Here is a 26,282-nt window from a genome sequence, read left to right on the forward strand (position 1 = left end):
TTTCCGGCGTCCGCGATGTGGCGCGGAATCCCGAGAGAGCCCAAGGGGAGCCCTTCCGTGAAGAGCCTCTTTCTCGCCGCGACCCTGACGCCGCTGCTGGCCCTGCCGGCCTTCGCCGACTGCACCGCCGATTTCACGGCGCAGACCAGCAAGATCCCGGCCCTGCAATCCGCCTCGCTGTTCAAGCTGGGCGCGCCGCCGGCCGAGAAATGCGCGGCGCAGAAGGACCTGCTGGACGGCTACATCAGGCTGAGCGAGATCTACAAGACCTGCCAAGCCGAACTGAAGATCCCGGAGTCGGACATCAAGGACCAGGACCAGGTCATCGCCGACCAGCAGCAGAGCTACGCCCAGGATTGCGGCGGCTGATCCGGGCCGGTCCGCGGAGTCTCAAGCCCCGACCAGGGCCGGCAGCTCCGCCAGCGACGCCACCTGCCGGTCCGGCGCACCGGGCAGGCGTTCCGGCCGCTGGCCGTAGCGGTTGCACCACACCACGCGCAGGCCGAAGGCCGAGGCGGCGAAGGCGTCCCAGGCGTTGGACGACTGGAAGGCGATTGCCCCGGCCGGCAGGCCGAGCGTGTCGAGCGCCAGCTGGTAGACGCTGGGATGCGGCTTGTAGACACCGACCTGCTCGACCGACAGCACCGCGTCGAACTGGTCCTGCAGCCCGGCGCCGGCGACCAGCGCCTCCAGCATCGCCGGCGTGCCGTTGGACAGGATCGCCGTCTTCAGCCCGGCGGCACGCAGCCGGCGCAGCACCGCCGGCACCTCCGGGAACGGTTCGAGCGTGAGGTACAGGTCCATCAGCCGGTCGCGCAGGCCGGGTTCGCGGATCCCCTGCGTCTCCAGCGCGAAATCGAGCGCGTCGCCGGTGACCTGCCAGAAATCGGCGTGGCGGCCCTGCACCGCCCGCAGCCAGGAATAGCCGAGCTGCTTGTCGCGCCACAGCGCGGCCAGCGGGCCGACCCGGTCGCCCAGCGCATCGGCGCAGCGCCGGGCGGCCGAGACCAGGTCGAACAGGGTGCCATAGGCGTCGAAGACGCAGGCCTTGACCCCGGTCAGTGGCACCCCGGTCAGCGGATCGGTGTCCATGCTGTCACTCGCTCCTCGGTCGTGGCCCCCCGGACTCCGTTCGTGTCAGCCCGCCGCCGGGTCAGCCGCCGCGTCGTCCGGCCGCAGCTCCGCCCATCGCAGGATCTCGTCCAGCGCCGGGCACAGCGCCTGGCCCCAATCGGTCAGCCCGTATTCGACCTTGGGCGGCACCTGGTGATGGACGATGCGGCGGACCATGCCGTCCGCCTCCATCCCCCGCAGCTGCTGGATCAGCATCTTTTGCGAGATGGCGGGGATCGCGCGCTCCAGCTCCGAGAAGCGCAGCACCTTGCCGCCGAACAGGTGGAACAGGATCAGCAGCTTCCACCGCCCCTCCAGCATCTTCAGCGCCTGTTCGATGCCCTCGGCCGCGCTGCCGGCGGTGTAGGCCGGGCGCTTACTTTCCGGTGGGTACCTTACTTTTTCGTGCGTTCTTGCCATTGCGAAACCGTATTCCCATCCTTGGCGTCATGCAATCCGCCCGCCGAGGAGCCGTCATGACCCTGTCGCTGCCCGAACCGATCGCCACCTACATCGCCGCGGAAAACGCCGATAATGCGGCGGCGCTGTCGGCTTGCTTCGCCGCCGACGCCGTGGTCCGCGACGAGGGCCGCACCATCCGCGGCCTGGAGGCGATCACGGCCTGGAAGGCCGAATCCAAGCGCAAATACCAGCACACGGTCGAGCCCCTTGATGTGACCGAGGCGGACGGCAGGACCGTGCTGACCGCCCGGGTCACGGGCCAGTTCCCCGGCAGCCCGGTCGAGCTGCGCTTCGCCTTCGGCCTGGCGGGCGACAGGATCGCGTCCCTGGAGATCGTGGGATGACCAGCCGTCGTCCCGTCTTCACCGCCGACCCGCGCGAGCTGGCAGGCCGGCGCGCCCTGGTGACGAGTGGCAGCCGCGGCATCGGCGCCGCGGTGGCGGCGCGGCTGCGCCGGGCCGGGGCCAGGGTCCTCGCCGTCGCCCGCAGCCGGCCCGCCGAGCTGGACGATGGCGAGCCGTTCGTGGCGGCGGACCTGGCCACGGCCGAAGGCTGCGCCGCCGTGGCCGATGCGGTGCGCGGCGATCTCGGCGGCGCCGACATCATCGTCCACGTCCTCGGCGGGTCGAAGGCGCCGTCCGGCGGCTTCGCCGTGCTGGACGACCGGGAATGGCAACGCGCCTTCGACCTGAACCTGCTGCCTGCTGTGCGACTGGACCGGGCGCTGCTGCCGGAGATGCTGGACCGGGGGTCGGGCGTGATCGTCCATGTCGGGTCGATCCAGAGCCGGCTGCCGCTGCCCGAGGCCACCACCGCCTACGCCGCGGCCAAGGCGGCGCTGTCCACCTATAGCAAGGCGCTGTCGAAGGAGGTCGGCCCCAGGGGCGTGCGCGTGGTGCGGGTGTCGCCGGGCTGGGTCCAGACCGACGGCGCCACCGGGCTGATCGCGGAGCTGGCGGCCAAGCTGGGCACCGACACCGAGGGCGCCCGCCAGGCCCTGATGGCATCGCTGGGCGGCATCCCGATCGGCCGCCCCGCCTGGCCGGAGGAGGTGGCGGAGCTGGTGACCTTCCTGGCCTCCGACCGCGCCGCATCGATCCATGGCAGCGAGCATGTGATCGATGGCGGCACCGTGCCGGTGGCCTGAGAGCCTGTTTGATAATGCACCTGGCGCGGCCGTCTGACGGCGGTTTCTGCACTTCCGGTGCTCACGGACCCAAACGTCCGCTGCGCGCCGGGTCTCGAAACCACCGCCAGCCGACTCACGCCAGCGTATTTCCAAACAGTCTCTGAGCCGCAGGCCGCCGCTTTCGTCAGCGCGCGTTGGTCAGGGGCCGGCCGGCGAAGAAGTTGTCCAGGCTTTCGATCGTCATCCGGCACATCTCGCGATGCGCCGCCTGGGTCATGCTGGCGATGTGCGGCGCCAGCACCACATTCTCCAGCCGGATCAGCGCCTCCGGCACCGCCGGCTCGTGCTCGAACACGTCGAGTCCGGCGCCGGCGATGGTGCCGGACTCCAGTGCCGCGATCAGCGCCGCCTCGTCCACCACCTCGCCGCGGGCGATGTTGACGACATGGCCCTGCGGCCCCAGCGCCGCCAGCACGCTGCGGTCGACGATGCCGCGGGTGCTTTCGTCGGCGCGGCAGGCGACGACCAGGATGTCGGCCCATTCCGCCAGCGACGCCAGCGTGTCGTGATAGGCCCAAGGGGCATCCGGCTTCGGCCGGCGGTTGTGGTAGGCGACCTCCATGTCGAAGGCCGCCGCCCGGCGCGCGATCTTCTCGCCGATCGAGCCGAGGCCGAGGATGCCGACGCGACGCCCGGCCATGCCGGTCGAGATCAGCGCCGGCGGTGCCGCCGGCTTGGTCCAGCGCCCGGCGCGCAGGAAGCGTTCGCCCTCGCCCAGCCGGCGGACGCTGGCCAGCAGCAGCGCCAGCGCCATGTCGGCGACGCAGGCGGCGTTGGCGCCGATGTTGCTGGTGACGACGATGCCGCGCTCCCGCGCCGCGACGATATCGATCCGCTCATAGCCCGAGCCGTAGCAGGCGATGATGCCGAGGTTGGGCAGCCGCTCGATCAGCGCGCGGTCGATGCCGATCACGCCGATGGTGACCACGCCGCGGATGCGGTCGGCCTGCGGCAGCGGGTCGGCGGCGATGCCGGCGAAGGCCCGCTCGACCAGGTCGTAGCGCTCGCGCAGCGGGCGGAGCGACGCTTCCGGCATGCCGGGATGAAGGTTCAGGACGGTTTCGGGCACGGGCGTGGATCCATCGCCGGGGAGGTCCGGCCGAGATCCGTCCTAGCACGGGAGGCCGGCCGCGGCGACCGGCCGCCGATGCGGCCGGCGCAGATCCGCCATCGCCGGGCCGCGGGCGGCGAACAGGGTCTTGTCCGGCGCGGCCTGACGGTGCAGCGTGGCGGGACGATCCTGAGATCGTCATCCGGACCGCCCGGCGCGGCGTATCCATACGGACGACGTGGCTTGGAGATCCCGCGATGCTGGCCCGATTCCTGCTCCTGGTGCTGATCATGACCACGACCCCCGCCGCGGCCACGCCGCTCGACTGGTCCGCCTTGCCGCTGCCGAAGATCGAGGGCGGCGCCTTCACCCCCGACGCCTTCGCCGGCAAGGTGGTGCTGGTGGTGAACACCGCATCCTTCTGCGGTTACACCAAGCAGTATTCCGGGCTGGAGCAGCTGTGGGCCGGGCATCGCGACCAGGGCTTCGTCCTGCTCGGCGTGCCGTCGAATGATTTCGGCGCGCAGGAGCCGGGCAGCGCCGACGAGATCAAGGATTTCTGCGAGACCACCTTCGGCATCGACTTCCCGATGCTGGCCAAGCAGGTGGTGGTCGGCGACGCCGCCCATCCGCTGTATCGCTGGGCGGCGAGCCAGGCCGCCGGCGCCGTGCCGAAATGGAACTTCCACAAGCTGCTGATCGGCCGCGACGGCACCCTGCTGGCCGCCTTCCCGAGTTCGGCCGAGCCGACCGGGCCGGAGGTGACGAAGGCGGTCGATGCGGCCCTGGCGCGCTGATTCACCACCTCCCGCATCTTCCCGGCGACCTATTTGTCCGATCTGTCGCAACGGACGCTTGCAGCCGCGTCCGGATGCGGCTTACGATCGAAATACCTTAAGCTTAAAACAATTGGCAGGGCTGGAGACGGCCGTACCGCGCAACCGCGGTGACGGCCAAACTCGGCCCGGCGATCCGACGTCGGGCCGGCACCCGTCCAGGGCCTGTCCCGCCGTCCAATGCGGGGGGCAGGGCATGTCGGCAGACGCAGCAGCAGTCGCGGTCTCGGCGCGCGATGGCGGGACCCTGAGACGGGCCGTGATCGCCTCGGTCGTGGGCAACACGCTCGAATGGTACGATTTCTTCCTGTACGGCACCGCCGCCGCGCTGGTCTTCGGCCGGCTGTTCTTCCCGGCCGGCACCGACCCGATGGTCGGCACCCTGGCGGCCTTTGCCGGCTACGCCATCGGCTTCATCGCCCGGCCGCTGGGCGGGCTGGTGTTCGGCCATCTCGGCGACCGCCAGGGCCGTAAGGTCGCCCTGGTCTGGACCCTGTCGATCATGGGCTTCGCCACCTTCGCTATCGGCCTGCTGCCGGTCTATGCCACCGCCGGGATCTGGGCGCCGGTGCTGCTGGTGGCGCTGCGCCTGCTGCAGGGCGTGGCCGCCGGCGGCGAATGGGGCGGGGCTGTGCTGATGACGACCGAGAACGCACCGCCCGGGCGGCGCGGCTTCTACGGCGCCTGGAGCCAGGTCGGGGTCGGCGGCGGCTTCATCCTGTCCGCGCTGGTGTTCTACCTGGTGCAGCAGCTGCCGGAGGCCGACTTCCTGGCCTGGGGCTGGCGCATCCCGTTCCTGCTGAGCGTCGCGATCTTCGGCGTCGGCATCTACATCCGCTTCAGCGTTCAGGAGAGCCGCGACTTCCAGGAGGCGGCCGAGCGCACCGGCGTCCCGCACCAGCCGATCCTGGAGCTGTTCCGCAGGCATCCGCGCGAGATGCTGGTCGGCATCGGCGCGCGGCTGGCGGAGATGGGCGGGTCGCACCTGATGATCGTGTTCTCGCTGGCCTATGGCAAGTTCGTCGGGGCGCCGACCGATGTGCTGCTGCTGGGCGTCGCCCTGGCCATGGCCGCCGATGCCGGGATGATGCTGGTGTTCGGCGCCCTGTCGGACCGCTACGGGCGCCGTCGCATCTACCTGTTCGGCATCATCACCATGGCCGCCTTCGGCTATCCCTTCTTCCTGATGATCGCCAGCCAGTCGACCGCCCTGATCCTGCTGGCGCTGCTGGTCGGCAACGGCGTCTGCCACGCCGCCATGATCGGGGTGCAGCCGGCGCTGTTCACCGAGCTGTTCCCGACCGAGCTGCGCTATTCCGGGCTGGCCGTGGCGCATGAGGTGTCGTCGGTGGTGGTCGGGGCGGCGCCGCTGATCGCCACCGCGCTGTTCGCGCATTACCAGTCGGCCGTGCCGGTCGCGATCTACCTCGCCGTGCTATGTCTACTGTCGGCCATTTCCGTGCTGTGCGCCCGGCCGGCGCGGCGTGATACCGGAGTTTAGGATGACCGAGGCGGCGACCATCGCCGATGCCGCAGTGGCGGCCCTGCTGGCGCAGCTGGGGGCGGACCTGGTCCGCACCGGCGACGCGATCGACCCCCGCTTCCACCACGACTGGGCCGACTATCCGGCGACGCGGCCGAAGGCCCTGGTGCTGCCCAGGACCACCGAGGACGTGTCTGCCGCCCTGCGGATCTGTCACGCGCATCGCCAGGGGGTGGTGACGCAGGGCGGCCTGACCGGCCTGGCCGGCGGCGCCCACCCCGGCCCCGATGACGTTGCGCTGTCGCTGTCGCGCATGGTGGGGATCGAGGAGGTCGACGCCTCCAGCGCCACCCTGACGGCGCTGGCCGGCACGCCGCTGGAGCAGCTGCACCAGGCGGCGGAGGCTGCGGGCTTCACCTGCGGCATCGATCTCGGCGCCCGCGGCAGCTGCACCATCGGCGGCAACGTCGCGACCAACGCCGGCGGCATCAACGTGCTGCGCTACGGCATGACCCGGCAGAATGTCCGCGGGCTGGAGGTGGTGCTGGCGGACGGCACCGTGGTCCGGTCGCTCAACAAGCTGATCAAGAACAACACCGGCTATGACTGGCCGCAGCTGTTCATCGGCGCGGAGGGCACGCTGGGCGTGGTCACCCGCGTGGTGCTGGCCCTGCACCCGCCGGTCCGCAGCCGGCAGACGGCGCTGTGCGCGATCCGGGACTTCGACGCGGCCCTGGCCATCCTGCGCTTCCTGGAGCAGGAGATCCCCGGGCGGCTGCTGGCCTTCGAGGCGATGTGGCCGGACTTCTACCGCTTCGCCACCCGGACAGCGGGGATATCGGCGCCGCTGCCCGGCGACGCGCCGCTGTACCTGCTGGTCGAGACCAGCCTGCCCGACCAGGAGAGCCTGGAGGCGCCGCTGGCCGTGCTGCTGGAGCGCGGGCTGCTGCACGACGCGGTCCTGGCCAAGTCGGAGGAGGAGCGGCGGAAGCTGTGGGCCATCCGCGAGGTGCCGGCGGAATACGCCCGGCATTTCCGGGGCGGCAGCGTGAAGTTCGATGTCGGCATCCCGCTGGGCCATATGGGCGAGGCGGTCGGCACGCTGCGCGACCTGATCGACCGCAACTGGCCGGAGGCCACCGCCGTGTTCTACGGCCATGTCGCGGACAGCAACCTGCATCTGGTGCTGGGACGGCTGGACGGCGCTGTCCTGCCGCAGCACGAGATCGAGGACGCGGTCTACGGCATCGTCTCGCGCTTCGAAGGGTCGGTGTCGGCGGAGCACGGGATCGGCCGCAGCAAGAAGGCCTACCTGCCGCTGTCGCGGTCGCCCGAGGAGTTGGGGCTGATGCGCCTGATCAAGGGCGCGATCGACCCGCTCGGCCTGCTCAACCCCGGCAAGGTGCTGTAGCTACCCCTCCGTTCCCAGCCGGGCCAGGAGTGCTGCGAGCGAGGGCCCGAGGCGGCGCAGCTCGTCGCGATGGATCGCCGACAGGCCGGCCAGCACGGCTTCGGCCTGGTCGGTCAGCGCGACATGGATGCGGCGGCGGTCCGCCGGATCGGCCTCACGCCGCACCAGCCCCAGCGCCTCCAGCCGGTCGACCAGCCCGACCGTGCTGTGGTGGCGCTGCACCAGCTGCTCCGCCAGTTCGCCGATCGTCACCGAGTCGCGCCCGGGGAAGCCCTTGATCGCCAGCAGCGCCTGGTGCTGCTGGGGCGTCAGCCCTTCCGCCTTCGCCGCCTCGCCGCTGAAGTCGAGGAAGCGCCGCAGGGCGTGGCGGAAGGCGGCCAGCGCCTCGTAATCCGCCTTGGTCAGGGCCGTCTCGGGGGCCTCGGTCATCGGGTCGCACTTCCTGCTCTTGAAATTATATCGTACTGCGATATTTATTTTCCATCCGGGCTCAGCGTCGGATACCCCTTTGATCATCCGGAATCCGGCCTCATGTCGAGACCCGCAGACCAGGCGGCGCCATCCCGCGCCGCATCGGCCCGTCCCGCCCCACACCCGCCCGGCCCGGCGGACCGCGCCGTCAGCCGGCCCGTCCGCATCCTCGGCGACTTCACCGTCGATCCCGGCGTGCTGCGGCTGGTCGCCATGGCGCCGATCGTCGGCACCGCCGGCACCGCGGCCGCCTGGGTGCTGCTGCAGCTGATCGCGCTGGTCACCAACCTCGCCTATTTCGGCCAGCTCTCCACCGCCGCGGTCGATCTCGGCCAGTCTCCCTGGGGCATCGCCGCAGCGCTGGTGCCGCCGGCCGGCTGCCTGATCATCGGGCTGATGGCCCGCTACGGGTCGGAAAAGATCCGCGGCCACGGCATCCCCGAGGCGATTGAGGCGATCCTGATCGGCAGCAGCCGGATCCAGCCCAAGGTGGCGATCCTGAAGCCGCTGTCCTCCGCCATCTCGATCGGCACCGGCGGGCCGTTCGGCGCCGAGGGGCCGATCATCATGACCGGCGGCGCGCTGGGGTCGCTGTTCGCCCAGCTGTTCCACCTGACGGCGGCGGAGCGCAAGACGCTGCTGGTGGCCGGCGCCGCCGCCGGCATGACTGCGATCTTCGGCACCCCGGTCGCCGCCGTGCTGCTGGCGGTCGAGCTGCTGCTGTTCGAATGGAAGCCGCGCAGCCTGATCCCGGTCGCCACCGCCGCGATCGTCGCCGCGGCGTGGCGCCCGCTGGCGTTCGACGCCGGCCCCCTGTTCGCCTTCCACGGCATGGTCGACCTGTCCGGCCCGGCCCTGGCCGCGGTGATCGGCGTCGGCATCGTCGCCGGCCTGGGCTCGGGCATCCTGACCGCGTTGGTCTATGGCTTCGAGGACCTGTTCGAGAAGCTGCCGATCCACTGGATGTGGTGGCCGGTGCTGGGCGGCGTCGCCATCGGCGTCGGCGGCCTGATCGACCCGGCGGCGCTGGGCGTCGGCTATGATTCGATCCGCGCCCTGCTGGCCGGCAGCCTGTCGCACCAGGAGGTGCTGCGGCTCTTGATCGTCAAGGCGCTGATCTGGTCGATCGCGCTCGGCTCCGGCACCTCCGGCGGCGTGCTGGCGCCGCTGCTGATCCTGGGCGGGGCGCTGGGCGCGCTGGAGGGGCTGGTGCTGCCCGGCGGCACCGGCGTGTGGGCCCTGCTGGGCATGGCGGCGATGATGGGCGGTACCATGCGGTCGCCGCTGACCGCCGCGGTGTTCGCGGTCGAGCTGACCGGCGACCTGGCGATGCTGCCGGCGCTGCTGGCCGCCTGCATCGCCGCCTACGCCGTGACGGTGCTGCTGCTGAAGCGGTCGATCCTGACCGAGAAGATCGCCCGGCACGGCCACCATGTGCTGCGCGAATACATCGTCGACCCGTTCGAACTGACCCGCGTCGCCGACGTCATGGTGGCGCCGGTGGACACCCTGCCGGCGGCGATGACGGTGCAGGACACCATCGCCTTCTTCACCAGCGACGCCGGCCAGCCGCGGCACAAGAGCTATCCGGTGGTCGACGCGGCCGGGCAGGTGGCGGGCATGGTGGCCCGCGCCGACGTGCTGCGCTGGACCGTCGCCGGCTGGCCGCATGGCACCACGCTGGGCGAGACGCTGGCGGACGGCCCCCTGCTGGCCGGGCATCCCGACGAGATGGTGGGCCGGCTGGCCGACCGCATGGCGGAAGCCGATATCGGCCGCGTGCCGGTCACCCGGCGCGAGGACGGGACCCTGGTCGGCATCGTCGCACGCAAGGACCTGCTGCGGGTGCGCGCCAAGCTGCGGAGCGAGGAGATCGAGCGCGCCAGGCTGCTGCGCCCCGGCGGGCAGCGCTGAGGCCTATTCCGCCGCGGCGCGATGGGCGTCGCGGTCGGCGACGTAGCGGCGGATCGCGACGCCGAACGCCTTGAACAGCGCCGTCGAATCCGGGTTCTCGCGGAAGCGCCATTCCGGGTGCCACTGGGTGGCGAGGCCGAAATAGGGGGCGGCCTCGATCCGCACCGCCTCGATCTGGCCGTCCGGCGCCGTGGCCTCGACCGCCAGGCCGGCGCCGAGCCGGTCGATGCCCTGGGCGTGGATGGTGTTGACCGTGGTCCCGGCCTTGCCGAACAGCGCGGCCAGCGCGCCGCCTTCCGCCAGGGCCACGTCATGCGCCGGTCCGTACTGGACCTCGACCGCCTTGCTGTCGTCGGCCCGGTGGTCGACCCGGCCAGGCACCCGCTCGACATGCTGGTGCAGCGTGCCGCCGCAGACCACGTTCAGCTCCTGCAGCCCGCGGCAGATCGCCAGCACCGGGATGCCGCGTTCGATGGCGCGGCGGATCAGCGGCAGGGTGGTGGCGTCGCGGTCCGGATCGTGCAGCGTGCCGGGCTCACTGGCCACGCCGTCATAATGCTTCGGCTCGACATTCGACGCGCTGCCGGTGATCAGCAGCCCGTCCAGCCGGTCGAGCACGGCGTCGATGTCGTACCAGCCGCCCAGCGCCGGGATCAGGAAGGGCAGGCAATCCGCCCCCTCGGACACCGCGCGGATGTACTTGTCGCCGACCGCGTGGAAGGGGTGGGCCCCGACCGGCTTGATGCAGGCGGGAATGCCGACGACGGGACGGGACGGGGCAGGCATGCGATGGCTCCAGGACCGGGCGCCGCGCAGCGCTGCGGCGACAGCCCTATATTTCGGCCCGCAGCCGGTTTCGACCAGCCCTGCGCGGGCGGGAATGGCCCTGCGGCGGGCGCATGGCTCGCGCGCCGCTACAATGCCTTGTTCTGCCCCCTATCGGCCGGCCGGCTTCCGTGGTTATAAGCGATTCAGGACAGTGAGACAGCGGGGGCCCCATGTTCCTGGTTCCGACCTATGTCGCGCCGAGCGCCATCCACGGCCTGGGCGTCTTCGCCACCGCGCCGATTGCCCGGGGCACGCCGATGTGGCGGTTCGAGCCGGCGCTGGACAAGGTGGTGCCGGAGGATGTCGTGGCCGCCCTGCCCGACGTGCCGCGGCGTTTCTTCGAGACCTATGCCTACCTGTCGCCGGACATTCCGGGCGGCTTCGTGCTGAACGGCGATGATGCCCGCTTCCTGAACCATGACGACGACCCCAACACCGACAATTCCGGCCCGGTGACCCTGGCGGCGCGCGACATCGCGGCGGGTGAGGAGATCACCTGCGACTATCTGGTGTGCTGCCTGGAGGAGCGCGACGGCCCCCTGGCGCGCCGGCTGGAAACCACGGGGTCGTGAGCGGCGACCTGACGGTCCGGCCGATCCGCGAGGCCGATCTGGAGGCGGTGCGCCGGCTGCAGGCCGATTCCTTCGCCGCCCTGGCCACCGCCCTGCACAGCCCGGCGCAGATCGCAGCCCATGTCGCGATGATCATGGCGCCGGACTATGCCGGGGACCTGCTGTCGAACAACATCCTGGTGGCCGAGGCGCCGGGTGGCGCGCTGGTCGCCACCGCGGGCTGGTGCCGGGTGCCGGACGACGCCGCCGTGGCCCGGCTGCGCAAGGTCTTCGTCGCCCCGGACCGGGCCGGCCAGGGCCTGGGCCGCCGCATGGTCGAGGCGGCGGAGGACGCCGCCCGCGCCGCCGGCTTCCGCCGCTTCCGGGTGCGCGCCAACGCCAATGCCGAGGCCTTTTACGCCAGGCTGGGCTACCGCGCGATCCGGCACGAGGAGATGCCGACACCCGCGGGCGTCGCCATGCCGACCGTGATCATGGTCAAGGACTGAGAGCAGGCTCTGCGCGTCAGGCCCGTGCCGGGGCGGAGTGGACCGGGATGGTCACCGCCCGGTCGTTGATCGGGAAGTGCAGCGCCGCCGCCACCAGCCCTGCCGCCGCGGTGGCCGCCCAGATCAGCGAGTAGGAGCCGGTGACGTCGAAGACGAAGCCGCCCAGCCAGGCGCCCAGGAACGAGCCGATCTGGTGGCTGAGGAAGCAGACGCCGAACAGCGTCCCGAGATGGCGCGTGCCGAACACCTTCGCCACCAGCCCGCTGGTCAGGGGCACCGTCCCCAGCCAGGTCAGCCCCATCACGGCCGCGAAGATGACGACCGAGGCGCTGGATTTCGGCAGCAGGAAGAAGGCGGCGATCGCGACGCCCCGGATCAGGTAGAGCCACCCCAGCACATATTGCTGGCGGTAGCGCCCGCCCAGCCAGCCGCAGGCCCAGCTTCCCGCCATGTTGAACAGCCCGATCAGCGACAGGGCGGTGGCCCCAAGCCCGATCGGCATGTGGCAGAGGACCAGGTACCCCGGCAGATGGGTTCCGATGAAGGCCAGCTGGAACCCGCAGGTGAAGAAACCGATGGTGAGCAGGCGATAGCCGCTGTGGCGACAGGCCTGGGAAAGCGCCTCGCCCAGCGACGGCGGCGGCGGGCCCTGCACCGGCGCGGCGCTCGGCTCGCGCCGGTCGAGGATGATCCCGAGCGGCGCCGCCGCCAGCACCAGTAGCGCGAGCACGAGAAGCGATGCGGCGATGCCTGAGGTTTCCGTCACCACCTGCGCCAGGGGCACGATCAGGACCTGGCCGAGCGACCCGCCGGCGCTGGCGAGGCCCATCGCCATGCTGCGCTTCTCGGAGGAGGCGACGCGGCCGACCGCGGTCAGCACGACGCCGAAGGTGGTGCAGCTGACGCCGATGCCGACCAGCACACCCATGCCGACAACCAGCATGATCCCCGACGGCGCCACGGCCGCGAGCACCAGCCCGGCGGCGAAGGCGACCGCGCCGAAGGCCACCACCGGCGCGGCGCCGTAGCGGTCCGCGGCGGCGCCGGCGAAGGGCTGGGCGAAGCCCCACACCAGGTTGTGCAGGGCGATGGCGAAGGCGATCAGGGTCACCGGCAGGCCGCGGTCGAAGGAGAACGGCCCGATGAACAGCCCGAAGGTCTGCCGGATCCCCATCGCGGCGCTGAGGATCAGCGCGGCCGCCAGGACCACGAGCGTGGCCTTGTTCCTGAACGTGCCAAGATATGGTCGATGTGCCGCCGGCATGCTGGGCCCTCCCTCGACCGGACAATGGCAAGGGGCGGCCGCAGCGGCAAAGGAGAAGGTTTCGACGATGGATGAAGGATCTTCACCTGTCGCCCGATCCGTCAGGGCTCCCGGCAACCCTCGAAGGCTTCGGCCTCGCGCAGCAGCCATTGCTTGAAGCCCAGCAGGTCGGGCCGGTGGTCCGCCCCGTCCGAGCTGACCAGCCAGTAGGCGGTCTGGGCGATCCTCTCTTCCGGGCTGAGGGCGACCAGCGTCCCGGCAGCGAGGTCGCGGTCCACCAGCGGGCGCCGCCCCAGCGCCACGCCGAGGCCCTCGATGGCGGCCTCGAACGCCAGCTGGATGGTGTCGAAGCGCAGGCCCCCGGCGGATTCGACGCCGGCGATGCCGCTGCCGTCCAGCCAGGCCTGCCAGTCCTCGCTGGCGGGGGTGACATGGATCAGGGTCGCCCGGCGCAGATCGATGGCCCCGGCCTCATCGACCAGGGTGTCGCGATAGGCCGGGCTGCACACCGGCACCAGCCTTTCGCCGAACAGCCTGGTCCAGGCCGCCCCGGCGACCGGGGCCCGGCTCATCCGCAGGGCGAAATCGAAGCCGTCGACGGGAAAGCCGACCTGGCCCCGCGAGGTATCGACGCTGACGCTGACATTCGGCCAGCGCTTGCTGAAGCCGTGCAGCCGCGGCAGCAGCCAGCGCGAGGCGAGGGTCGGGGCGCAGCTGACCGCGATGGTGCGGTTGGCGCGGTGGTTCGGCAGGCGCTGCGTCCCCATCGCGATCAGGGACAGCGCCTCGGAGACATAGGGCAGGTAGTCCGCGCCCTCCGGCGTCAGCGACAGCCGACGGGGCTCGCGGATGAAGAGTTCGACGCCGAGGGCCTGCTCCAGCCCCACGATGCCGTGGCTGACCGCGCTCGGCGTCACGTTCAGCTCCGCGGCGGCGAGCTTGAAGCTGCGATGCCGTCCGGCGGCCTCGAAGAAGCGAAGGGGTGACAGCGGTGGCAGGCGCAGCGGCATCACATGTCCCCGACGTCGGCTCGACCGATACCCACCCCAACAGCCCGCAAGGCCCGCGACAGGAGCTTACGTCAGCGCGACGGCCGGCGGCCGCGTGGCACGATGAACAGCTTGTTGTCCAGCTCCACCCCTGGGCGGATGCCGGTCAGGTCGACCTGGGTGACGGTGCCTTGTGGGTCGACCGCCACCCAGCTCTGCAGCAGGATCGGCGTGGCCGTGAAGTTCAGGGTCAGGCTGCCGTCGTCCGGCTTGTCGGTCTGCACCAGCTGGACGCTGAGCAGGTTGTTGCCGCGGGTGACCTTGGTGACGGTGACGTCGCCCGACAGCTTGACGTTCGCCCGGGTGATGAAGTCGGCGATGGTGGAGCCCAGCGGCACGTCCTTCCGCTGGTTGAGCTCGGCATCGTAATAGGTCAGCCAGGTGCCGTCGGCGATGTACATGAACGAGATCGGCGGCTCGTATTCCAGCCGCATCTTGCCCGGCCGCTTCAGGTAGAAATGGCCGCGGTAGAGGTCGGTGTTGTTGGTGGTCTGGACGAAATCGGCCTGCACCGTGGTCAGCCCGCCGAGATACTGCTCGACCCGCCGCAGGTCGGCCTGGTCCTGGGCGGTTAGCTGCGCCGGCTGGACCGCGGCGACGGCGGGGCCGGCGGCGAGGAGGAAGGCGGCCAGGGCCGCGGCGATGAGGCGTGCGATCGTCATGTCGGTCCGATTAGCCCGGTTGTGTGTTCCAAGTTGGGCACGGATCGCCGGAAGTCCAGTGCGGCCTTTGCGGATGGCCGGCAGTTCACCATCCCGCCAGGATCGAAAGCCCGCCGGGATCGAGAGAACGTCGCGCCTGAGGCAGCGGCGTTCGAACCGAGGCGCAAACCCGGACACCGCACTGTTAGGATGGGCCCGGTTTCGCAGCAGCCGAGGCACCGCATGAAGATCGCATCGCTCCAGACCCATGTCGTCGCCGTGCCGCCGCCGCATATCGGCGGCATGTACTGGATCTTCGTGCAGCTGAAGACCGATGACGGCATCGAAGGCGTCGGCGAGATCTACTCGACCGCCTTCCACCCCCGGGCGATGGTGCCGCTGATCGACGACGTGTTCGAACGGCACCTGCTGGGCCACGACCCGCACCGGATCGAGCGGTTCTGGCGGTCGGCCTATTCCAGCGGCTTCACCCAGCGCCCGGACCCGACGATGATGGGCATCGTCTCGGGGCTGGAGATGGCCTGCTGGGACATCATCGGCAAGGCGGCGGGCCGGCCGGTCTACGACCTGCTGGGCGGCCTGGTGCATGAGAAGCTGCGCGCCTACACCTATCTCTATCCGAAGAACGCGGCCGGCGAGTTCGACTTCAACGACCCCGATTTGGCCGCCGAATGCGCGGTCGAGATGGTCGGGATGGGCTTCACCGGGGTGAAGTTCGACCCGGCCGGCCCCTACACCGCCTATTCCGGGCACCAGGTGTCGCTCGGCGTGATGGACCGCTGCGAGACCTTCTGCCGCAAGGTGCGCGAGGCGGTGGGCAGCAGTGCCGACCTCTTGTTCGGCACCCATGGCCAGATGGTGCCGTCCTCGGCCATCCGCCTGGCCAAGCGGCTGGAGAAATACGACCCGCTGTGGTTCGAGGAGCCGGTGCCGCCGGGGCAGGAGGAGGCGATGGCGCAGGTGGCGCGCGCCACCTCGATCCCGATCTCGACCGGCGAGCGGCTGTGCACCAAATACGAGTTCCAGCGGGTGCTGGAGCTTGGCGCCGCCTCGATCCTGCAGCCCGATATCGGCCGGGTCGGCGGCATCCTGGAGACCAAGAAGATCGCCAGCATGGCCGAGGCCTACTACGCCCAGATCGCGCCGCATGTGTATTGCGGCCCGGTGGTCGCGGCCGCCAGCATCCAGATCGGCGCCTGCTCGCCGAACTTCCTGATCCAGGAATCGATCCTCGATTACGGCGGCTTCCACGGCGAGATCCTGAAGACGCCGCTGACCTTCGACGACGGCTATCTGATCCCGTCGCGCGAGCCCGGGCTGGGGGTCGAGCTGAACCTGGACGTGGTGGCGAAGCATTCGCCCTACACCGGCGACCGGCTGCACCTGCAGATGGCGTCCGAGCCGGCCGACGTGAAGCAGTTCGCCCCGGCGCGGGGGTGAGAGCCGACCCATGACCTACGACTACGTCATCGTCGGCGCCGGTTCGGCCGGCTGCATCCTGGCGGCACGGCTGAGCGAGAACGGCCGGCACAGCGTGCTGCTGCTCGAGGCCGGCGGCCGCGATGATTCGGTCTGGTTCCGCATCCCGGTCGGCTACGCCCGCAGCTACTACAACCCGCGGGTCAACTGGATGTACTGGTCGGAGCCGGAGGCGGCGCTGGGCGGCCGCCGCATCTACTGCCCGCGCGGCAAGGTGCAGGGCGGGTCGGGGTCGATCAACGCCATGGTGTTCGTGCGCGGCGCCGCCGCCGATTTCGACGACTGGGCCGCGGCCGGCAATCCCGGCTGGACCTATGGCGACGTGCTGCCGCATTTCCGCAAGCTGGAGCGCCATGCTGGCGGCGCCTCACCCTGGCATGGCGGCGACGGGCCGATCCATGTCACGCCGATGCGCGGCGCCACCCATCCGGTGACCGACGCCTATCTCGCCGCCTGCCGCGAGCTGCAGCTGCCGGCAAACCCGGACTTCAACGGCGCCGCGATCGAGGGCGCCGGCGTCTACGACGTCAACACCCGCAACGGACAGCGGTCCTCCTCCAGCTTCGAATACCTGCACCCCGCGCTGCAGCGGCCGAACCTGACGGTCGAGCGCGACGCCCTGGCCCGGCGGATCATCCTGGATGCCGACCGCCGCGCGACCGGGGTCGAGGTGCGGCAGGGATCGCAGACCCGGGTGTTCACCGCCCGGCGCGAGGTCATCCTGGCCGCCGGCGCGGTCGACACGCCGAAGCTGCTGCAGCTGTCCGGCATCGGCGACGGGGCGCAACTGGCCGCGGCCGGCATCGCCACGGCGCATCACCTGCCGGCGGTCGGCCAGAACCTGCAGGACCATCTCTGCGCCAGCTTCTACTACCGCTCGCGGGTGCCGACGCTGAACGGCGACTTCGGCAGCCTGTGGGGCCAGGCCAGGCTGGGCCTGCGCTGGCTGCTGACCCGCAAGGGTCCCTTCGCCATGAGCGTCAACCAGGCAGGCGGCTTCTTCCGCGGCGCGCCGGACGAGAAGCGGCCGAACATCCAGATGTATTTCAACCCGCTGTCCTACCGCATCCCGGACAGCCCGAAGGCCGGGCTGAAGCCCGAGCCCTATCCCGGCTTCCTGCTGGCGTTCAACGCGTGCCGGCCGACCAGTCGGGGCACCATCTCCATCGCCTCGCCCGACGCATCGGCGGCGGCGAAGATCCGGCCGAACTACCTGTCGACCGACCGCGATATCGAGGAGGTGCTGCAGGCCAGCCGGCTGGCGCGCCGGATGATGGCGGCGCCGAGCCTGGCCGCGATCACGGTGGAGGAGATGCCGCCCTCGGCCGGGGCCGAAAGCGACGCGGCGCTGCTGGACTGGTTCCGCGCCAACAGCGGCTCGATCTACCACCTGTGCGGCAGCTGTGCGATGGGGCCGGACGCGGGGACTTCGGTGGTCGACGCGACGCTGCGGGTGCACGGGCTGGCCGGGCTGCGGATCGTCGACGCCTCGGTGTTCCCCAACATCACGGCCGGCAACATCAACGCCCCGACCATGATGGTGGCGGAGAAGGGCGCGGCACTGATCCTGGCCGACGCCGCCTGAGGCGACGTCGTCAGGGCCGAACGGAAAGAGGCCCGGCCGCATCTGCGACCGGGCCTCTGTTATCGCGTGGTCACGCCGCCGGGGCAGCGCGGGATCGGCTGGATCACTCGCCGTCGGTCGACGGCGCGTCTCCGGCAGGCGCGCCCTGATCGGCAGGCATCTGGCCCGACGGCGCCATCTGGTCCTGCATGCCCTGCCCCTGCATGCCCTGGGCCGGGGCCGGGGCGCCCCCACCGCTCAGCTGAGCCTGGTTCAGCTGCCGGGTCTGTTCCTCTTCGGCGCTCGAGGCCTTCGAGCCGCGGCGGTGATGGGTGGTTGCCTGGTCGTCGCTCGAGGTCCGGGCGTGATGGCGGCGGTGATGCTGGGTCTTGTGGTCCATCGAATCCATGGACTGCGACGGCGAGGCGGCGGGAGCCTCGACGCCAGGCGCCGCGCCGGGGCTCGGCTCGGTCGTGGTCTGCGCCATGACGGGCGCCGCGAACAGCACCGGCAGGGCGAGGGCGGCGAAGACAAAACTCCTGCGCATAAAGATCTCCATCGAAGGGTCCAAGAGACCGGGGCTGCGACGGCGGACCGACCGCAGCATCTGGTCCGATCAGATCCTCAACAAGGAACGGCGCCGAATGGATCCCGGAAAACGACATCATGAACGATGTTTCACGTTACAGATGTAGAACCGAGGCCTCCGCGGCCGGATCTGCCGCGGCCATAAAAAGAGGCCCGGCTGCTCGCGCAGCCGGGCCTCTGGGGCCGCGGGATCTCGTCTCGGAAGGGGGGGGTGGGGACGAGGTCCTTTGGGGCGGCCCTAACCGGTTACGGGGCCTTGCTGAGCTGGCCTTCGTTCAGCTTGCGGGTCTGATCCTGCTCGCTAGTCGCCGTCGTGGCGCGCTTGTGGTGGGTGGTCCGCGCCGCGTGGTGATGGGACTTCACCATGGTGGTGGCGCCGGCGGCGGTCGGGGCCTGCGACGCCGCAAAGGCGGGGGCCGCGGCGAGAACCGGCACCGTGAGCACGGCGAACAGAAGGCTCCTGCGCATAACGATCTCCATCGAGAGTCAACGAAGATCGGAGGAGAGGCGAGGCGGGAGGCCGCGTCTTGGCTCCGATGAGGAGACGGTAGCGCGACCCGGATGACGCCCCGGTGGGCTGGACATGAAATCCACGTAACCATCCAGCCCGAACGAGGCGGCAGACACCCAGCCCTAGTGGTTGCCCGCCAGGACCTCGCGCTTGCCGACATGGTTGGCCGGGCTGACCACGCCCTCCTGCTCCATCCGCTCGATCAGCCGCGCCGCGCGGTTGTAGCCGATCTGCAGGTGGCGCTGGATGAAGCTGGTCGATGCCTTGCGCTCGCGCGCCACCAGCGCCACCGCCTGGTCGTACAGGTCGTCGCCGGAGCCGCCCTCGCCGTCGAGGCCGAGCGAGTCGAAGGCGCCGCCGTCGTCCTGGTCCTCGAGCACCGAGTCGTTGTAGGCGGGCTCGCCCTGGGCCTTGAGGTGGCGCACCACCTCCTCGACCTCGCCATCGGACACGAAGGGGCCGTGAACGCGGGTGATGCGGCCGCCGCCGGCCATGTACAGCATGTCGCCCTGGCCCAGCAGCTGCTCCGCCCCGCCTTCGCCGAGGATGGTGCGGCTGTCGATCTTGGAGGTGACCTGGAAGCTGATGCGGGTCGGGAAGTTGGCCTTGATCGTGCCGGTGATGACATCGACCGAGGGCCGCTGCGTCGCCATGATCAGATGCAGGCCGGCGGCGCGGGCCATCTGCGCCAGGCGCTGGATCAGCGCCTCGATGTCCTTGCCCGCCACCAGCATCAGATCGGCCATCTCGTCGACGATGATGACGATGTAGGGCAGCTCGGTCAGGTCGATCGGCTGGTCCTCGAACAGCGGCTTGCCGGTGTCGGGGTCGAATCCGGTCTGCACCCGCCGGGTCAGCACCTCGCCCTTGGCCTTGGCCTCGCGCAGCCGCTGGTTGTAGCCCTCGATGTTGCGGACGCCGACCTTGGACATCGCCCGGTAGCGGTCCTCCATCTCGCGCACCGCCCATTTCAGCGCCACCACCGACTTCTTCGGATCGGTGACGACGGGGGCGAGCAGGTGCGGGATGCCCTCGTAGATCGAGAGTTCGAGCATCTTCGGGTCGACCATGATGAAGCGCACCTTGTCCGGCGGCAGCCGGAACAGCAGCGACAGGATCATGGTGTTGATGGCAACCGACTTGCCCGAGCCGGTGGTGCCGGCGACCAGCAGGTGGGGCATGCGGGCGAGGTCGGCGATGATCGGGCCGCCGCCGATGTCCTTGCCCAGCACCAGGCCGAGCTTGGACCCCGCCTTCTCCATCTGGTCGGAATCGAGCAGCTCGCGCAGCAGCACCATCTCGCGCTTCGGGTTCGGCAGCTCGATGCCGATGACGTTGCGGCCGGGCACCACGGCGACGCGGACCGACACCGCGCTCATCGACCGGGCGATGTCATCGGCCAGGCCGATGACGCGGCTGGACTTGGTGCCGGGCGCCGGCTCCAGCTCGTACAGCGTGACCACCGGGCCGGGATTGACCTTCACGATCGAGCCGCGGACGCCGAAATCGCTCAGCACCTGCTCCAGCGCCGCGGCGTTCTGCTCCAGCACCCGCGGGTCCATCACCGCCGGCCGCTTGGTCGGGTCGGGCAGGGTCAGGAGGTCGAGCGGCGGCAGCTCGTAGGTGTCGGACGGCGCCAGCTCGAAGCTGGTCTGGCGCGGCGGTTGCGGGGTCGGGCGTCGCGCCGGGGGCTCGATCGCGGCAGGGGCGACGCGCTGCGGCGGCACCGGGCGGCGTGGCGGTTCCACCACCGGCCGGGCCGAGGGCAGGTCGATCAGGTCGTCGTCATCCTCCTCCGGCCCGTAATCGTCGTCGATCGCAGGACGGTCGCCGCCGCCGATGATGATCGGCGGGCGCGACGGCGCGGGCTCGTCGCCCGGCTCGAGGTTGCGCGGGGCGGGCGGGTTGGCGCGGGCGAAGCGCGGCCGGGCGGCGGGCCCCGCCTCGGGCATGGCGAAGGCCGGCGCGGTGGCGGGGGCCGGCTCGCGCCGCATCATGCTGCCGGCGACGGTGCCGGCGCCCTCCAGGGTGCGTAGGCCGAGCCAGCGCAGCACCCGGCCGAGCGTGCGGGTCATGCTGGCGCTGACCGCCCAGCCGGCGCGGGTGACGGCGCGGATCACCGCCCCGACGCTCTGCCATTCGGTCGGCGACAGGCCGAGCGCGATCAGCACCAGCAGCAGGCCGAGGGCGCCGACGGCGAGCGCCAGCCAGAAGGTGGCGACCGGCCCGGCCGAGAGGATGATGGTGTCGGAGATGCGGTGCAGCAGCATGCTGCCGACCACGCCGCCGAGCGACCCGCGCGCGGCCCAGCCTTCGATCGCCGGCAGCGGCGACAGGCCGGCGGCCAGCAGCAGCACGCCGAACAGCATGCTGGTGACCCGCCACCACAGCCGGTCGAGCGGCTGGTGCCGCATCAGCCGCCACGCCCAGAACAGCGGCAGCACGGCGAGCAGGAAGGCGCCAATGCCCAGCGTCTGGATCAGCAGGTCGGCGAGATGGGCGCCGGGCCGGCCGAGCAGGTTGTTGGCCATCCCCGCCTTGGCGGTGTTCCAGGACGGGTCGGCATGGTCGTAGCTGACCAGCGCCACCAGCACGCCGCAGCCGAGGGTGGCGATGCCGAGGCCGCTGAGCTCGCGCACCCGGTTGCGCAGGAAGTCGCGCACCACGGGCGGGAGGAAGGAGCGCTTGGCCGGGGCGCCGCGCGAGCTGCGCGTCACCGCGGTGCGGTTGCCGCGGGAGGGGGTTCCGGCCATCGTCATGCGGCCCTCGTCATGCTGCGGCCCCAGGCTGGCCCTGGGACAGGATCTCGCCGAGCCGGGTCAGGGCCCGGCCGACGGTCTCGGAATCATGCACCACGGCGATGCGCAGGTAGCGGCGGCCGATCTCCGGCCGCACCGAATGCGCGATATAGCCGCCCGGCAGGGTGCGGATCGCGGCCTCGGCCCACAGCCGGCGCGCCGCCGCCTCGCCGTCGCCGACATCCAGCCACAGGAAGAACCCGCCCTCGGGCCGGCGGAAGCCGAAGCGGCCGCCCAGCGCCGCCTCGGCGGCATCGAACTTGGCGCGGTACAGCGCGCGGTTGGCGACGACATGGGCGTCGTCGGCCCACAGCGCGGCCGAGGCCGCCTGGATCGGCAGCGGCATCCCGGCGGCGGAGTGGTTGCGCAGCCGCAGGAAGGCGGCGACCAGCGCCGGGTCGCCAGCGACGAAGCCGCTGCGCAGCCCGGCCGCGTTCGACCGCTTGGACAGCGAATGGAACACCAGCAGGTTGTCGAGCGACCCGCCGTCCCGCGCCGCCGCGACCTCGAGCACGCCGACCGGCGGCGTCTGGTCGTAGATCTCGGCGTAGCACTCGTCCGCCGCCAGGATGAAGCCGTGGGCGCGGGCCAGGCCGATGGCGCGGTCGAGATAGGCCCGGCTGGCGACGGCGCCCTGCGGGTTGGTCGGGTTGCAGAGATAGAGCAGCTTCAGCCGCGCCAGCAGCGGGGCGTCGGCCTCCAGCGCGTCGAGGTCGGGCAGGAAGCCGGTGGCCGGGCCTGCCGGCAGGAACACCGGCTCGGCCCCCGCCATGGTCGCCGCGCCCTCATAGGGGGCGTAGAACGGGTCGGGCAGCGCCACCGCCGGCACCTGGTTGGCACCGGGCCTGTGGTCGACCGCCAGCTGGGCCGCCAGGAACAGCGCCTCGCGGGTGCCGGACAGCGGCAGGATGTGGGTGGGGTCGATCAGCCCGGCCGGCAGGGAGAAGCGGCGCTGCAGCCAGGCGGCGCAGGATTCGCGGAAGGCCGGGGTGCCGGCGATGCCGGGATAGCGGTTCCAGCTGTCGGTGTTCGCGGCCAGCACCTCGGCCAGGAAGGCCGGCGGCTGGTGCTGCGGCTCGCCCACCGACATGGCGAGCGGCGCCAGCCCCTCGGGCGGCGTGACGCCGGCCAGCAGGGACGCCAGGCGCGCGAACGGATAGTCCGCGAGCCGTTCCAGTGCCTCGTTGAGTCGAACGCCCCGCATGCTCTTCTGCAACACCCGCTTCCGTGCCGGACCGGCCGTCGCCGGCCTTTCCCCCTCGCCTCCGGCAGCCCAAGGCCGCCGCGAAACAGCTCTTAGATTCCAACTACTTTATCCGTTCTTCTGACCTCTCCTGTCAAATCAAGCGTGGCGCCGCGGCCGGCGCCGGACGCTTTTCCGGCCACAGTGTGGCCGGGTCGGCACGCTTTGAGAACGAACGGACGAATCACGAACGAATCAGGATCGGCATGCGACTCGCGGCAGCGCCTGGGGTCAGGGGCCGATGGGAATCGACAGCGCCATCATGCTGCCACTGCCGCCGGAGGAGCCCCAGCTGCCGCCGCCGGCCACGCCGACGCCCCGCCGCTCGGAACATGCGGCCACGAGGATGAGGGAGGTGAGAAACAGGATCCGGACCATGCCATCGCTCCGACCGCCGACATCAACCCTATCACAATGCGGCGGCAGAATGGAGCCGACGCGACATGGCGCCACTGGACAGCGGGGCGCGGCGCACCGATTCTGCGCGGCATGAACGACAGCACTTCCCTGCGCACCCAGGTGGTCGTGGTCGGCGGCGGCCTGGCCGGGGCGACCATGGCGGCGGCGATCGGCCAGGCCGGCATCGATACCGTCATCCTCGACCAGGAGCCGGCGGCGACCCGGACCCTGCCGGAATTCGACGGCCGCACCACCGCCCTGTCCTTCGGCTCGCGCAAGATCGTGGCCGGGGCCGGACTGTGGGACCCGGTGGCGGGCCAGGCCGAGCCGATCCTGGACATCCGCATCGCCGACGGCCGGGCGCCGGTGTTCCTGCATTTCGACCACCAGGAGATGGCGGCGGAATCGGACGGCGCGCCGTTCGGCCACATCGTCGAGAACCGGCTGCTGCGGCTGGCGCAGTTCGAGCGGCTCGAATCGCTGCCGACGGTCCGCCACATCGCCCCGGCCAAGGTGGTGGCGGTCGAGACCGGCGCCGGCCATGCCGCGGTGACGCTGGCCAACGGCCGCGTGGTGCGGGCCGATTTGGTGATCGGCGCCGACGGCCGCGCCTCCTTCACCCGCCAGGCCCTGGGCATCCCGGCGCGCAGCCACGCCTACCGCCAGAAGGCGGTGGTCTGCGTCATGGCCCATGCCGAGCCGCATGACGGCATCGCGGTCGAGCATTTCCTGCCGGCGGGCCCCTTCGCGGTGCTGCCGATGACCGACGACGCCGCGGGCATCCACCGGTCCTCGATCGTCTGGACCGAGGAGCCGGACACGGCCGACGATTTGGTGCACCGCCCGGTCGCCGCCTTCGACGCCGCGCTGCAGGCCAAGGTCGGCGACTGGCTGGGGCCGGTGCGGGTGCTGGGCAAGCGCTTCACCTACCCGCTCGGCGTGGTCCATGCCCGGCACTACAGCACCCGCCGCGCGGCGCTGATCGGCGAGGCGGCGCACGGCATCCACCCGATCGCCGGCCAGGGCCTCAATCTCGGGCTGCGCGACATCGCCGTCCTCGCGGAGCTGCTGGTCGAGCGCAGCCGGCTGGGCCTCGACCTCGGCGATCCCACCCTGCTGCGCCGCTACGAGCAGCGGCGCCGGCCGGACAATGTCGCCATGATCCTGGCGACGGACGGGCTGAACCGGCTGTTCTCGACCGACCTGGCCCCGGTGCAGCTGGCCCGCGACATCGGCCTCGCCGCCGTCGGCCGCCTGCCGCCGGTGAAGCGCTTCTTCATGCGCCAGGCGATGGGGCTGGGGATCAGGCCGCGGTGAGCGTGTAGGTTGGGTTCGCGAATGCGAACCCAACCTACGATAGCGGATAGCTTTCCAGGATCTCGTAGACCGCGCCCTCGCGGCCGAGATGGCTCTGGTAGAGGTGGAAGGCGTCGACCGGGAACGGGTCGGCGCGGAACAGCCCGTGCTCCAGCAGCCAGCGCTCCACCCGCTCCGCCGGCGCCTGTCGCAGCCGGGCCAGGGTGACGTGGGGGGCGTAGCTGCGGTCGTCCGGCGGCTGGCCGGCGGCGACCAAAGCGCGGTCGATCTTGGCGTGCAGGAAGCGCAAAGCCGGCTCCGCCGCCACCCCGGCCCACAGGATGGTGGCCGCGCGCTTCGTCCCGAAATGGCCGACGCCGTCCGGCGCCAGGGTGAACCCCGGCGCGGCGACGGCACGCAGCGCCTCGTCGATCTCCTCCGCCTCCAGCGCGTCGACTTCGCCGATGAAGCGCAGGGTCAGGTGGAAATCCGCAAGGTTGGTCCAGCGCGCCCCGGGCACGCCGCCCTGGAGCAGGGCCAGGCGCTGGCGCAGGACTTCGGGGATGGCGATGGCGACGAACAGACGGAACATGGCGTTGCCCCGGCTCAACCGAGGCTGAAGCCCGCGCGGTACCGCGCGGGACTGGTGGCGAGGCGGCGGCGGAAATGGTGGCGCAGCGTGTCGGCCGAGCCGAAGCCGCATTCGGTGGCGATGCGTTCGACCGGCAGTTCCGTGGTCTCCAGCAGGTCGCGGGCCAGCGCCAGGCGTTCGCCGACCAGCCATTCCGCCGGGGTCATGCCGGTGGCGTCGCGGAAGCGGCGCAGGAAGGTGCGCAGGCTCATCCCGGCCTGGTCGGCGAGGCGATCCAGCGGCAGGTCCCCGGCCAGGTTGCGCCTGATCCAGTCGAACAGCGCGGCCAGGCGCGGCCGGTCCTCGACCTGCACCGGCCGGTCGACGAACTGGGCCTGGCCGCCCTCCCGGTGCGGCGGCACCACCAGGCGCCGCGCCACCTGGTTGGCGATCCGCGCCCCCCAGTCGCGCCGCACGATGTGCAGGCAGAGGTCGAGCCCGGCGGCGCTGCCGGCCGAGGTCAGCACCTGGCCCTCGTCGACATACAGCACGTCGGGCACCACGGAGATGTCGGGATAGCGCGCGGCCAGCGCCTCGGCGTAGCGCCAATGGGTGGTCACCCGCCGGCCGGCCAGCGCCCCGGCCGCGGCCAGCACGAACACGCCGGAGCAGATCGAGACCAGCCGGGCACCGCGGTCGCGGGCCCGGCGCAGGGCGGCCAGCAGCGGTTCGGGCGGGATCTCGCGGATGTCGCGCCAGCCGGGGACGACGATGGTGCCGGCCTCCTCAAGCGCCTCCAGCCCGGCGGCCGCCGTGACCTGAACCCCGCCGATGGCGCGCAGCGGCCCGGTTTCGACGGCGCAGACGGTGAAGCGGTACCACTCGGCGAATTCCGGCCGCGGCAGGCCGAACACCTCGACCGCGACGCCGAACTCGAAGGTGCACAGCCCGTCATAGGCCAGGACGGCGACGGTGCGGTTCGGCGGCGAGGTGGGGCGGTTGGACGGCGAGGGCATGGCCGGGAGATGGGACGCGATCGG

The 26,282-nt window shown here is 71.3% G+C and carries 27 protein-coding genes; 12 read left to right on the plus strand and 15 right to left on the minus strand.

From position 1 onward, the window contains the following. Positions 1 to 57: 57 nt before the first annotated feature. Entirely contained in the window at positions 58 to 369 is a 312-nt protein-coding gene (locus tag E9232_RS23570; protein ID WP_309798121.1) for a hypothetical protein, read from the plus strand. Between the two features lie 21 nt (positions 370 to 390). On the opposite strand, the gene E9232_RS23575 is transcribed toward E9232_RS23570, so the two are convergent. Then, positions 391 to 1,092 (minus strand): haloacid dehalogenase type II, encoded by a 702-nt coding sequence (locus E9232_RS23575; protein ID WP_309798122.1) that lies wholly within the window; start codon positions 1,090 to 1,092, stop codon positions 391 to 393. 45 nt (positions 1,093 to 1,137) lie between these two features. After that, positions 1,138 to 1,533: a winged helix-turn-helix transcriptional regulator gene (locus E9232_RS23580; protein WP_309798124.1), complete on the minus strand. Its 396-nt coding sequence runs from the start codon at positions 1,531 to 1,533 to the stop codon at positions 1,138 to 1,140. A 56-nt stretch (positions 1,534 to 1,589) separates the two neighbouring features. On the opposite strand from E9232_RS23580, the gene E9232_RS23585 reads away from it, so the two are divergent. Then, a complete protein-coding gene (locus tag E9232_RS23585; protein ID WP_309798126.1) occupies positions 1,590 to 1,919 on the plus strand; it encodes a nuclear transport factor 2 family protein in 330 nt (109 codons plus the stop codon). Then, entirely contained in the window at positions 1,916 to 2,722 is an 807-nt protein-coding gene (locus E9232_RS23590) for an SDR family oxidoreductase (protein WP_309798128.1), read from the plus strand. Before E9232_RS23585 ends, E9232_RS23590 begins: the two co-directional genes overlap by 4 nt. 166 nt (positions 2,723 to 2,888) lie before the next feature. Here E9232_RS23590 and E9232_RS23595 read toward each other — a convergent pair whose 3' ends face one another. After that, complete coding sequence (locus E9232_RS23595; protein WP_309798130.1) at positions 2,889 to 3,833, minus strand: 2-hydroxyacid dehydrogenase; 945 nt, start codon at positions 3,831 to 3,833, stop codon at positions 2,889 to 2,891. Between the two features lie 239 nt (positions 3,834 to 4,072). Between E9232_RS23595 and E9232_RS23600 the strand changes: the two genes are divergently transcribed. The 3 genes from E9232_RS23600 to E9232_RS23610 all read left to right on the plus strand — a co-directional run bounded on the left by E9232_RS23600 (position 4,073) and on the right by E9232_RS23610 (position 7,545). After that, the gene (locus E9232_RS23600; protein ID WP_309798132.1) at positions 4,073 to 4,612 is read left to right on the plus strand and encodes a glutathione peroxidase; all 540 of its coding nucleotides are present in this window, start codon (positions 4,073 to 4,075) and stop codon (positions 4,610 to 4,612) included. Positions 4,613 to 4,847: 235 nt separating this feature from the next. Continuing rightward, positions 4,848 to 6,152, plus strand: coding sequence for an MFS transporter (locus E9232_RS23605; RefSeq protein WP_309798134.1), 1,305 nt, complete (start codon positions 4,848 to 4,850; stop codon positions 6,150 to 6,152). Position 6,153: 1 nt separating this feature from the next. Continuing rightward, a complete protein-coding gene (locus E9232_RS23610) occupies positions 6,154 to 7,545 on the plus strand; it encodes an FAD-binding oxidoreductase (protein ID WP_309798136.1) in 1,392 nt (463 codons plus the stop codon). Here the strand turns inward: E9232_RS23610 and E9232_RS23615 are convergent, their stop codons facing one another. After that, positions 7,546 to 7,974 carry a MarR family winged helix-turn-helix transcriptional regulator gene (locus E9232_RS23615; RefSeq protein ID WP_309798138.1) on the minus strand — a complete coding sequence of 143 codons (429 nt, stop codon included), beginning with the start codon at positions 7,972 to 7,974 and terminating at the stop codon, positions 7,546 to 7,548. A gap of 102 nt (positions 7,975 to 8,076) precedes the next feature. Here E9232_RS23615 and E9232_RS23620 point away from each other — a divergent pair, with 102 nt between their 5' ends. Further along, on the plus strand, positions 8,077 to 9,930 hold the full coding sequence (locus tag E9232_RS23620) for a chloride channel protein (RefSeq protein ID WP_309798140.1): 1,854 nt from the start codon (positions 8,077 to 8,079) through the stop codon (positions 9,928 to 9,930). A gap of 3 nt (positions 9,931 to 9,933) precedes the next feature. Here the strand turns inward: E9232_RS23620 and E9232_RS23625 are convergent, their stop codons facing one another. Continuing rightward, complete coding sequence (locus tag E9232_RS23625; protein WP_309798142.1) at positions 9,934 to 10,716, minus strand: gamma-glutamyl-gamma-aminobutyrate hydrolase family protein; 783 nt, start codon at positions 10,714 to 10,716, stop codon at positions 9,934 to 9,936. Between the two features lie 212 nt (positions 10,717 to 10,928). Between E9232_RS23625 and E9232_RS23630 the strand changes: the two genes are divergently transcribed. Together E9232_RS23630 and E9232_RS23635 are read left to right on the plus strand one after the other, a co-directional pair. Then, entirely contained in the window at positions 10,929 to 11,330 is a 402-nt protein-coding gene (locus E9232_RS23630; RefSeq protein WP_309798144.1) for an SET domain-containing protein, read from the plus strand. Then, entirely contained in the window at positions 11,327 to 11,818 is a 492-nt protein-coding gene (locus E9232_RS23635) for a GNAT family N-acetyltransferase (protein ID WP_309798146.1), read from the plus strand. Before E9232_RS23630 ends, E9232_RS23635 begins: the two co-directional genes overlap by 4 nt. Positions 11,819 to 11,834: 16 nt before the next feature. On the opposite strand, the gene E9232_RS23640 is transcribed toward E9232_RS23635, so the two are convergent. From E9232_RS23640 to E9232_RS23650, 3 genes are all read right to left on the minus strand, one after another. Next, positions 11,835 to 13,028, minus strand: coding sequence for an MFS transporter (locus E9232_RS23640; RefSeq protein ID WP_309798148.1), 1,194 nt, complete (start codon positions 13,026 to 13,028; stop codon positions 11,835 to 11,837). A 155-nt stretch (positions 13,029 to 13,183) separates the two neighbouring features. Next, complete coding sequence (locus tag E9232_RS23645; protein ID WP_309798150.1) at positions 13,184 to 14,092, minus strand: LysR substrate-binding domain-containing protein; 909 nt, start codon at positions 14,090 to 14,092, stop codon at positions 13,184 to 13,186. Positions 14,093 to 14,163: 71 nt separating this feature from the next. Next, positions 14,164 to 14,793, minus strand: a complete 630-nt coding sequence (locus E9232_RS23650) for a LolA family protein (protein ID WP_309798152.1) — start codon at positions 14,791 to 14,793, stop codon at positions 14,164 to 14,166. Between the two features lie 222 nt (positions 14,794 to 15,015). On the opposite strand from E9232_RS23650, the gene E9232_RS23655 reads away from it, so the two are divergent. Together E9232_RS23655 and E9232_RS23660 are read left to right on the plus strand one after the other, a co-directional pair. Beyond that, positions 15,016 to 16,233, plus strand: coding sequence for a mandelate racemase/muconate lactonizing enzyme family protein (locus E9232_RS23655; protein ID WP_309798153.1), 1,218 nt, complete (start codon positions 15,016 to 15,018; stop codon positions 16,231 to 16,233). 10 nt (positions 16,234 to 16,243) lie between these two features. Continuing rightward, positions 16,244 to 17,857, plus strand: coding sequence for a GMC family oxidoreductase (locus tag E9232_RS23660; RefSeq protein ID WP_309798154.1), 1,614 nt, complete (start codon positions 16,244 to 16,246; stop codon positions 17,855 to 17,857). A gap of 103 nt (positions 17,858 to 17,960) precedes the next feature. Here E9232_RS23660 and E9232_RS23665 read toward each other — a convergent pair whose 3' ends face one another. From E9232_RS23665 to E9232_RS23685, 5 genes are all read right to left on the minus strand, one after another. Next, positions 17,961 to 18,383: a hypothetical protein gene (locus E9232_RS23665; RefSeq protein WP_309798155.1), complete on the minus strand. Its 423-nt coding sequence runs from the start codon at positions 18,381 to 18,383 to the stop codon at positions 17,961 to 17,963. A gap of 287 nt (positions 18,384 to 18,670) precedes the next feature. Next, complete coding sequence (locus E9232_RS23670) at positions 18,671 to 18,892, minus strand: hypothetical protein (protein WP_309798157.1); 222 nt, start codon at positions 18,890 to 18,892, stop codon at positions 18,671 to 18,673. A 165-nt stretch (positions 18,893 to 19,057) separates the two neighbouring features. Then, positions 19,058 to 21,694 (minus strand): DNA translocase FtsK, encoded by a 2,637-nt coding sequence (locus E9232_RS23675; protein WP_309798158.1) that lies wholly within the window; start codon positions 21,692 to 21,694, stop codon positions 19,058 to 19,060. A gap of 10 nt (positions 21,695 to 21,704) precedes the next feature. Further along, the gene (locus tag E9232_RS23680; protein ID WP_309798160.1) at positions 21,705 to 22,937 is read right to left on the minus strand and encodes an aminotransferase class I/II-fold pyridoxal phosphate-dependent enzyme; all 1,233 of its coding nucleotides are present in this window, start codon (positions 22,935 to 22,937) and stop codon (positions 21,705 to 21,707) included. 270 nt (positions 22,938 to 23,207) lie between these two features. After that, positions 23,208 to 23,354, minus strand: coding sequence for a hypothetical protein (locus E9232_RS23685; protein WP_309798162.1), 147 nt, complete (start codon positions 23,352 to 23,354; stop codon positions 23,208 to 23,210). Positions 23,355 to 23,465: 111 nt separating this feature from the next. On the opposite strand from E9232_RS23685, the gene E9232_RS23690 reads away from it, so the two are divergent. Next, positions 23,466 to 24,692: a UbiH/UbiF/VisC/COQ6 family ubiquinone biosynthesis hydroxylase gene (locus E9232_RS23690; protein ID WP_309798164.1), complete on the plus strand. Its 1,227-nt coding sequence runs from the start codon at positions 23,466 to 23,468 to the stop codon at positions 24,690 to 24,692. A gap of 34 nt (positions 24,693 to 24,726) precedes the next feature. Here E9232_RS23690 and thpR read toward each other — a convergent pair whose 3' ends face one another. Continuing rightward, positions 24,727 to 25,263, minus strand: a complete 537-nt coding sequence (gene thpR, locus E9232_RS23695; RefSeq protein WP_309798166.1) for an RNA 2',3'-cyclic phosphodiesterase — start codon at positions 25,261 to 25,263, stop codon at positions 24,727 to 24,729. 14 nt (positions 25,264 to 25,277) lie between these two features. Next, the gene (gene ftrA, locus E9232_RS23700; RefSeq protein ID WP_309798168.1) at positions 25,278 to 26,258 is read right to left on the minus strand and encodes a transcriptional regulator FtrA; all 981 of its coding nucleotides are present in this window, start codon (positions 26,256 to 26,258) and stop codon (positions 25,278 to 25,280) included. Between the last annotated feature and the right edge of the window lie 24 nt (positions 26,259 to 26,282).

Source organism: Inquilinus ginsengisoli, from assembly GCF_031453975.1.
GTDB lineage: Bacteria > Pseudomonadota > Alphaproteobacteria > DSM-16000 > Inquilinaceae > Inquilinus > Inquilinus ginsengisoli_A.

Excerpts from the sequence above, each read along its gene's own strand:
- E9232_RS23575 (WP_309798122.1), bottom strand. The coding sequence starts at position 1,092 with ATGGACACCGATCCGCTGACCGGGGTGCCACTGACCGGGGTCAAGGCC.
- E9232_RS23580 (WP_309798124.1), bottom strand. The coding sequence starts at position 1,533 with ATGGCAAGAACGCACGAAAAAGTAAGGTACCCACCGGAAAGTAAGCGC.
- E9232_RS23585 (WP_309798126.1), top strand. The coding sequence starts at position 1,590 with ATGACCCTGTCGCTGCCCGAACCGATCGCCACCTACATCGCCGCGGAA.
- E9232_RS23590 (WP_309798128.1), top strand. The coding sequence starts at position 1,916 with ATGACCAGCCGTCGTCCCGTCTTCACCGCCGACCCGCGCGAGCTGGCA.
- E9232_RS23600 (WP_309798132.1), top strand. The coding sequence starts at position 4,073 with ATGCTGGCCCGATTCCTGCTCCTGGTGCTGATCATGACCACGACCCCC.
- E9232_RS23605 (WP_309798134.1), top strand. The coding sequence starts at position 4,848 with ATGTCGGCAGACGCAGCAGCAGTCGCGGTCTCGGCGCGCGATGGCGGG.
- E9232_RS23610 (WP_309798136.1), top strand. The coding sequence starts at position 6,154 with ATGACCGAGGCGGCGACCATCGCCGATGCCGCAGTGGCGGCCCTGCTG.
- E9232_RS23615 (WP_309798138.1), bottom strand. The coding sequence starts at position 7,974 with ATGACCGAGGCCCCCGAGACGGCCCTGACCAAGGCGGATTACGAGGCG.
- E9232_RS23620 (WP_309798140.1), top strand. The coding sequence starts at position 8,077 with ATGTCGAGACCCGCAGACCAGGCGGCGCCATCCCGCGCCGCATCGGCC.
- E9232_RS23625 (WP_309798142.1), bottom strand. The coding sequence starts at position 10,716 with ATGCCTGCCCCGTCCCGTCCCGTCGTCGGCATTCCCGCCTGCATCAAG.
- E9232_RS23630 (WP_309798144.1), top strand. The coding sequence starts at position 10,929 with ATGTTCCTGGTTCCGACCTATGTCGCGCCGAGCGCCATCCACGGCCTG.
- E9232_RS23645 (WP_309798150.1), bottom strand. The coding sequence starts at position 14,092 with ATGCCGCTGCGCCTGCCACCGCTGTCACCCCTTCGCTTCTTCGAGGCC.
- E9232_RS23650 (WP_309798152.1), bottom strand. The coding sequence starts at position 14,793 with ATGACGATCGCACGCCTCATCGCCGCGGCCCTGGCCGCCTTCCTCCTC.
- E9232_RS23655 (WP_309798153.1), top strand. The coding sequence starts at position 15,016 with ATGAAGATCGCATCGCTCCAGACCCATGTCGTCGCCGTGCCGCCGCCG.
- E9232_RS23660 (WP_309798154.1), top strand. The coding sequence starts at position 16,244 with ATGACCTACGACTACGTCATCGTCGGCGCCGGTTCGGCCGGCTGCATC.
- E9232_RS23665 (WP_309798155.1), bottom strand. The coding sequence starts at position 18,383 with ATGCGCAGGAGTTTTGTCTTCGCCGCCCTCGCCCTGCCGGTGCTGTTC.
- E9232_RS23670 (WP_309798157.1), bottom strand. The coding sequence starts at position 18,892 with ATGCGCAGGAGCCTTCTGTTCGCCGTGCTCACGGTGCCGGTTCTCGCC.
- E9232_RS23675 (WP_309798158.1), bottom strand. The coding sequence starts at position 21,694 with ATGACGATGGCCGGAACCCCCTCCCGCGGCAACCGCACCGCGGTGACG.
- E9232_RS23680 (WP_309798160.1), bottom strand. The coding sequence starts at position 22,937 with ATGCGGGGCGTTCGACTCAACGAGGCACTGGAACGGCTCGCGGACTAT.
- E9232_RS23685 (WP_309798162.1), bottom strand. The coding sequence starts at position 23,354 with ATGGTCCGGATCCTGTTTCTCACCTCCCTCATCCTCGTGGCCGCATGT.
- E9232_RS23690 (WP_309798164.1), top strand. The coding sequence starts at position 23,466 with ATGAACGACAGCACTTCCCTGCGCACCCAGGTGGTCGTGGTCGGCGGC.
- thpR (WP_309798166.1), bottom strand. The coding sequence starts at position 25,263 with ATGTTCCGTCTGTTCGTCGCCATCGCCATCCCCGAAGTCCTGCGCCAG.
- ftrA (WP_309798168.1), bottom strand. The coding sequence starts at position 26,258 with ATGCCCTCGCCGTCCAACCGCCCCACCTCGCCGCCGAACCGCACCGTC.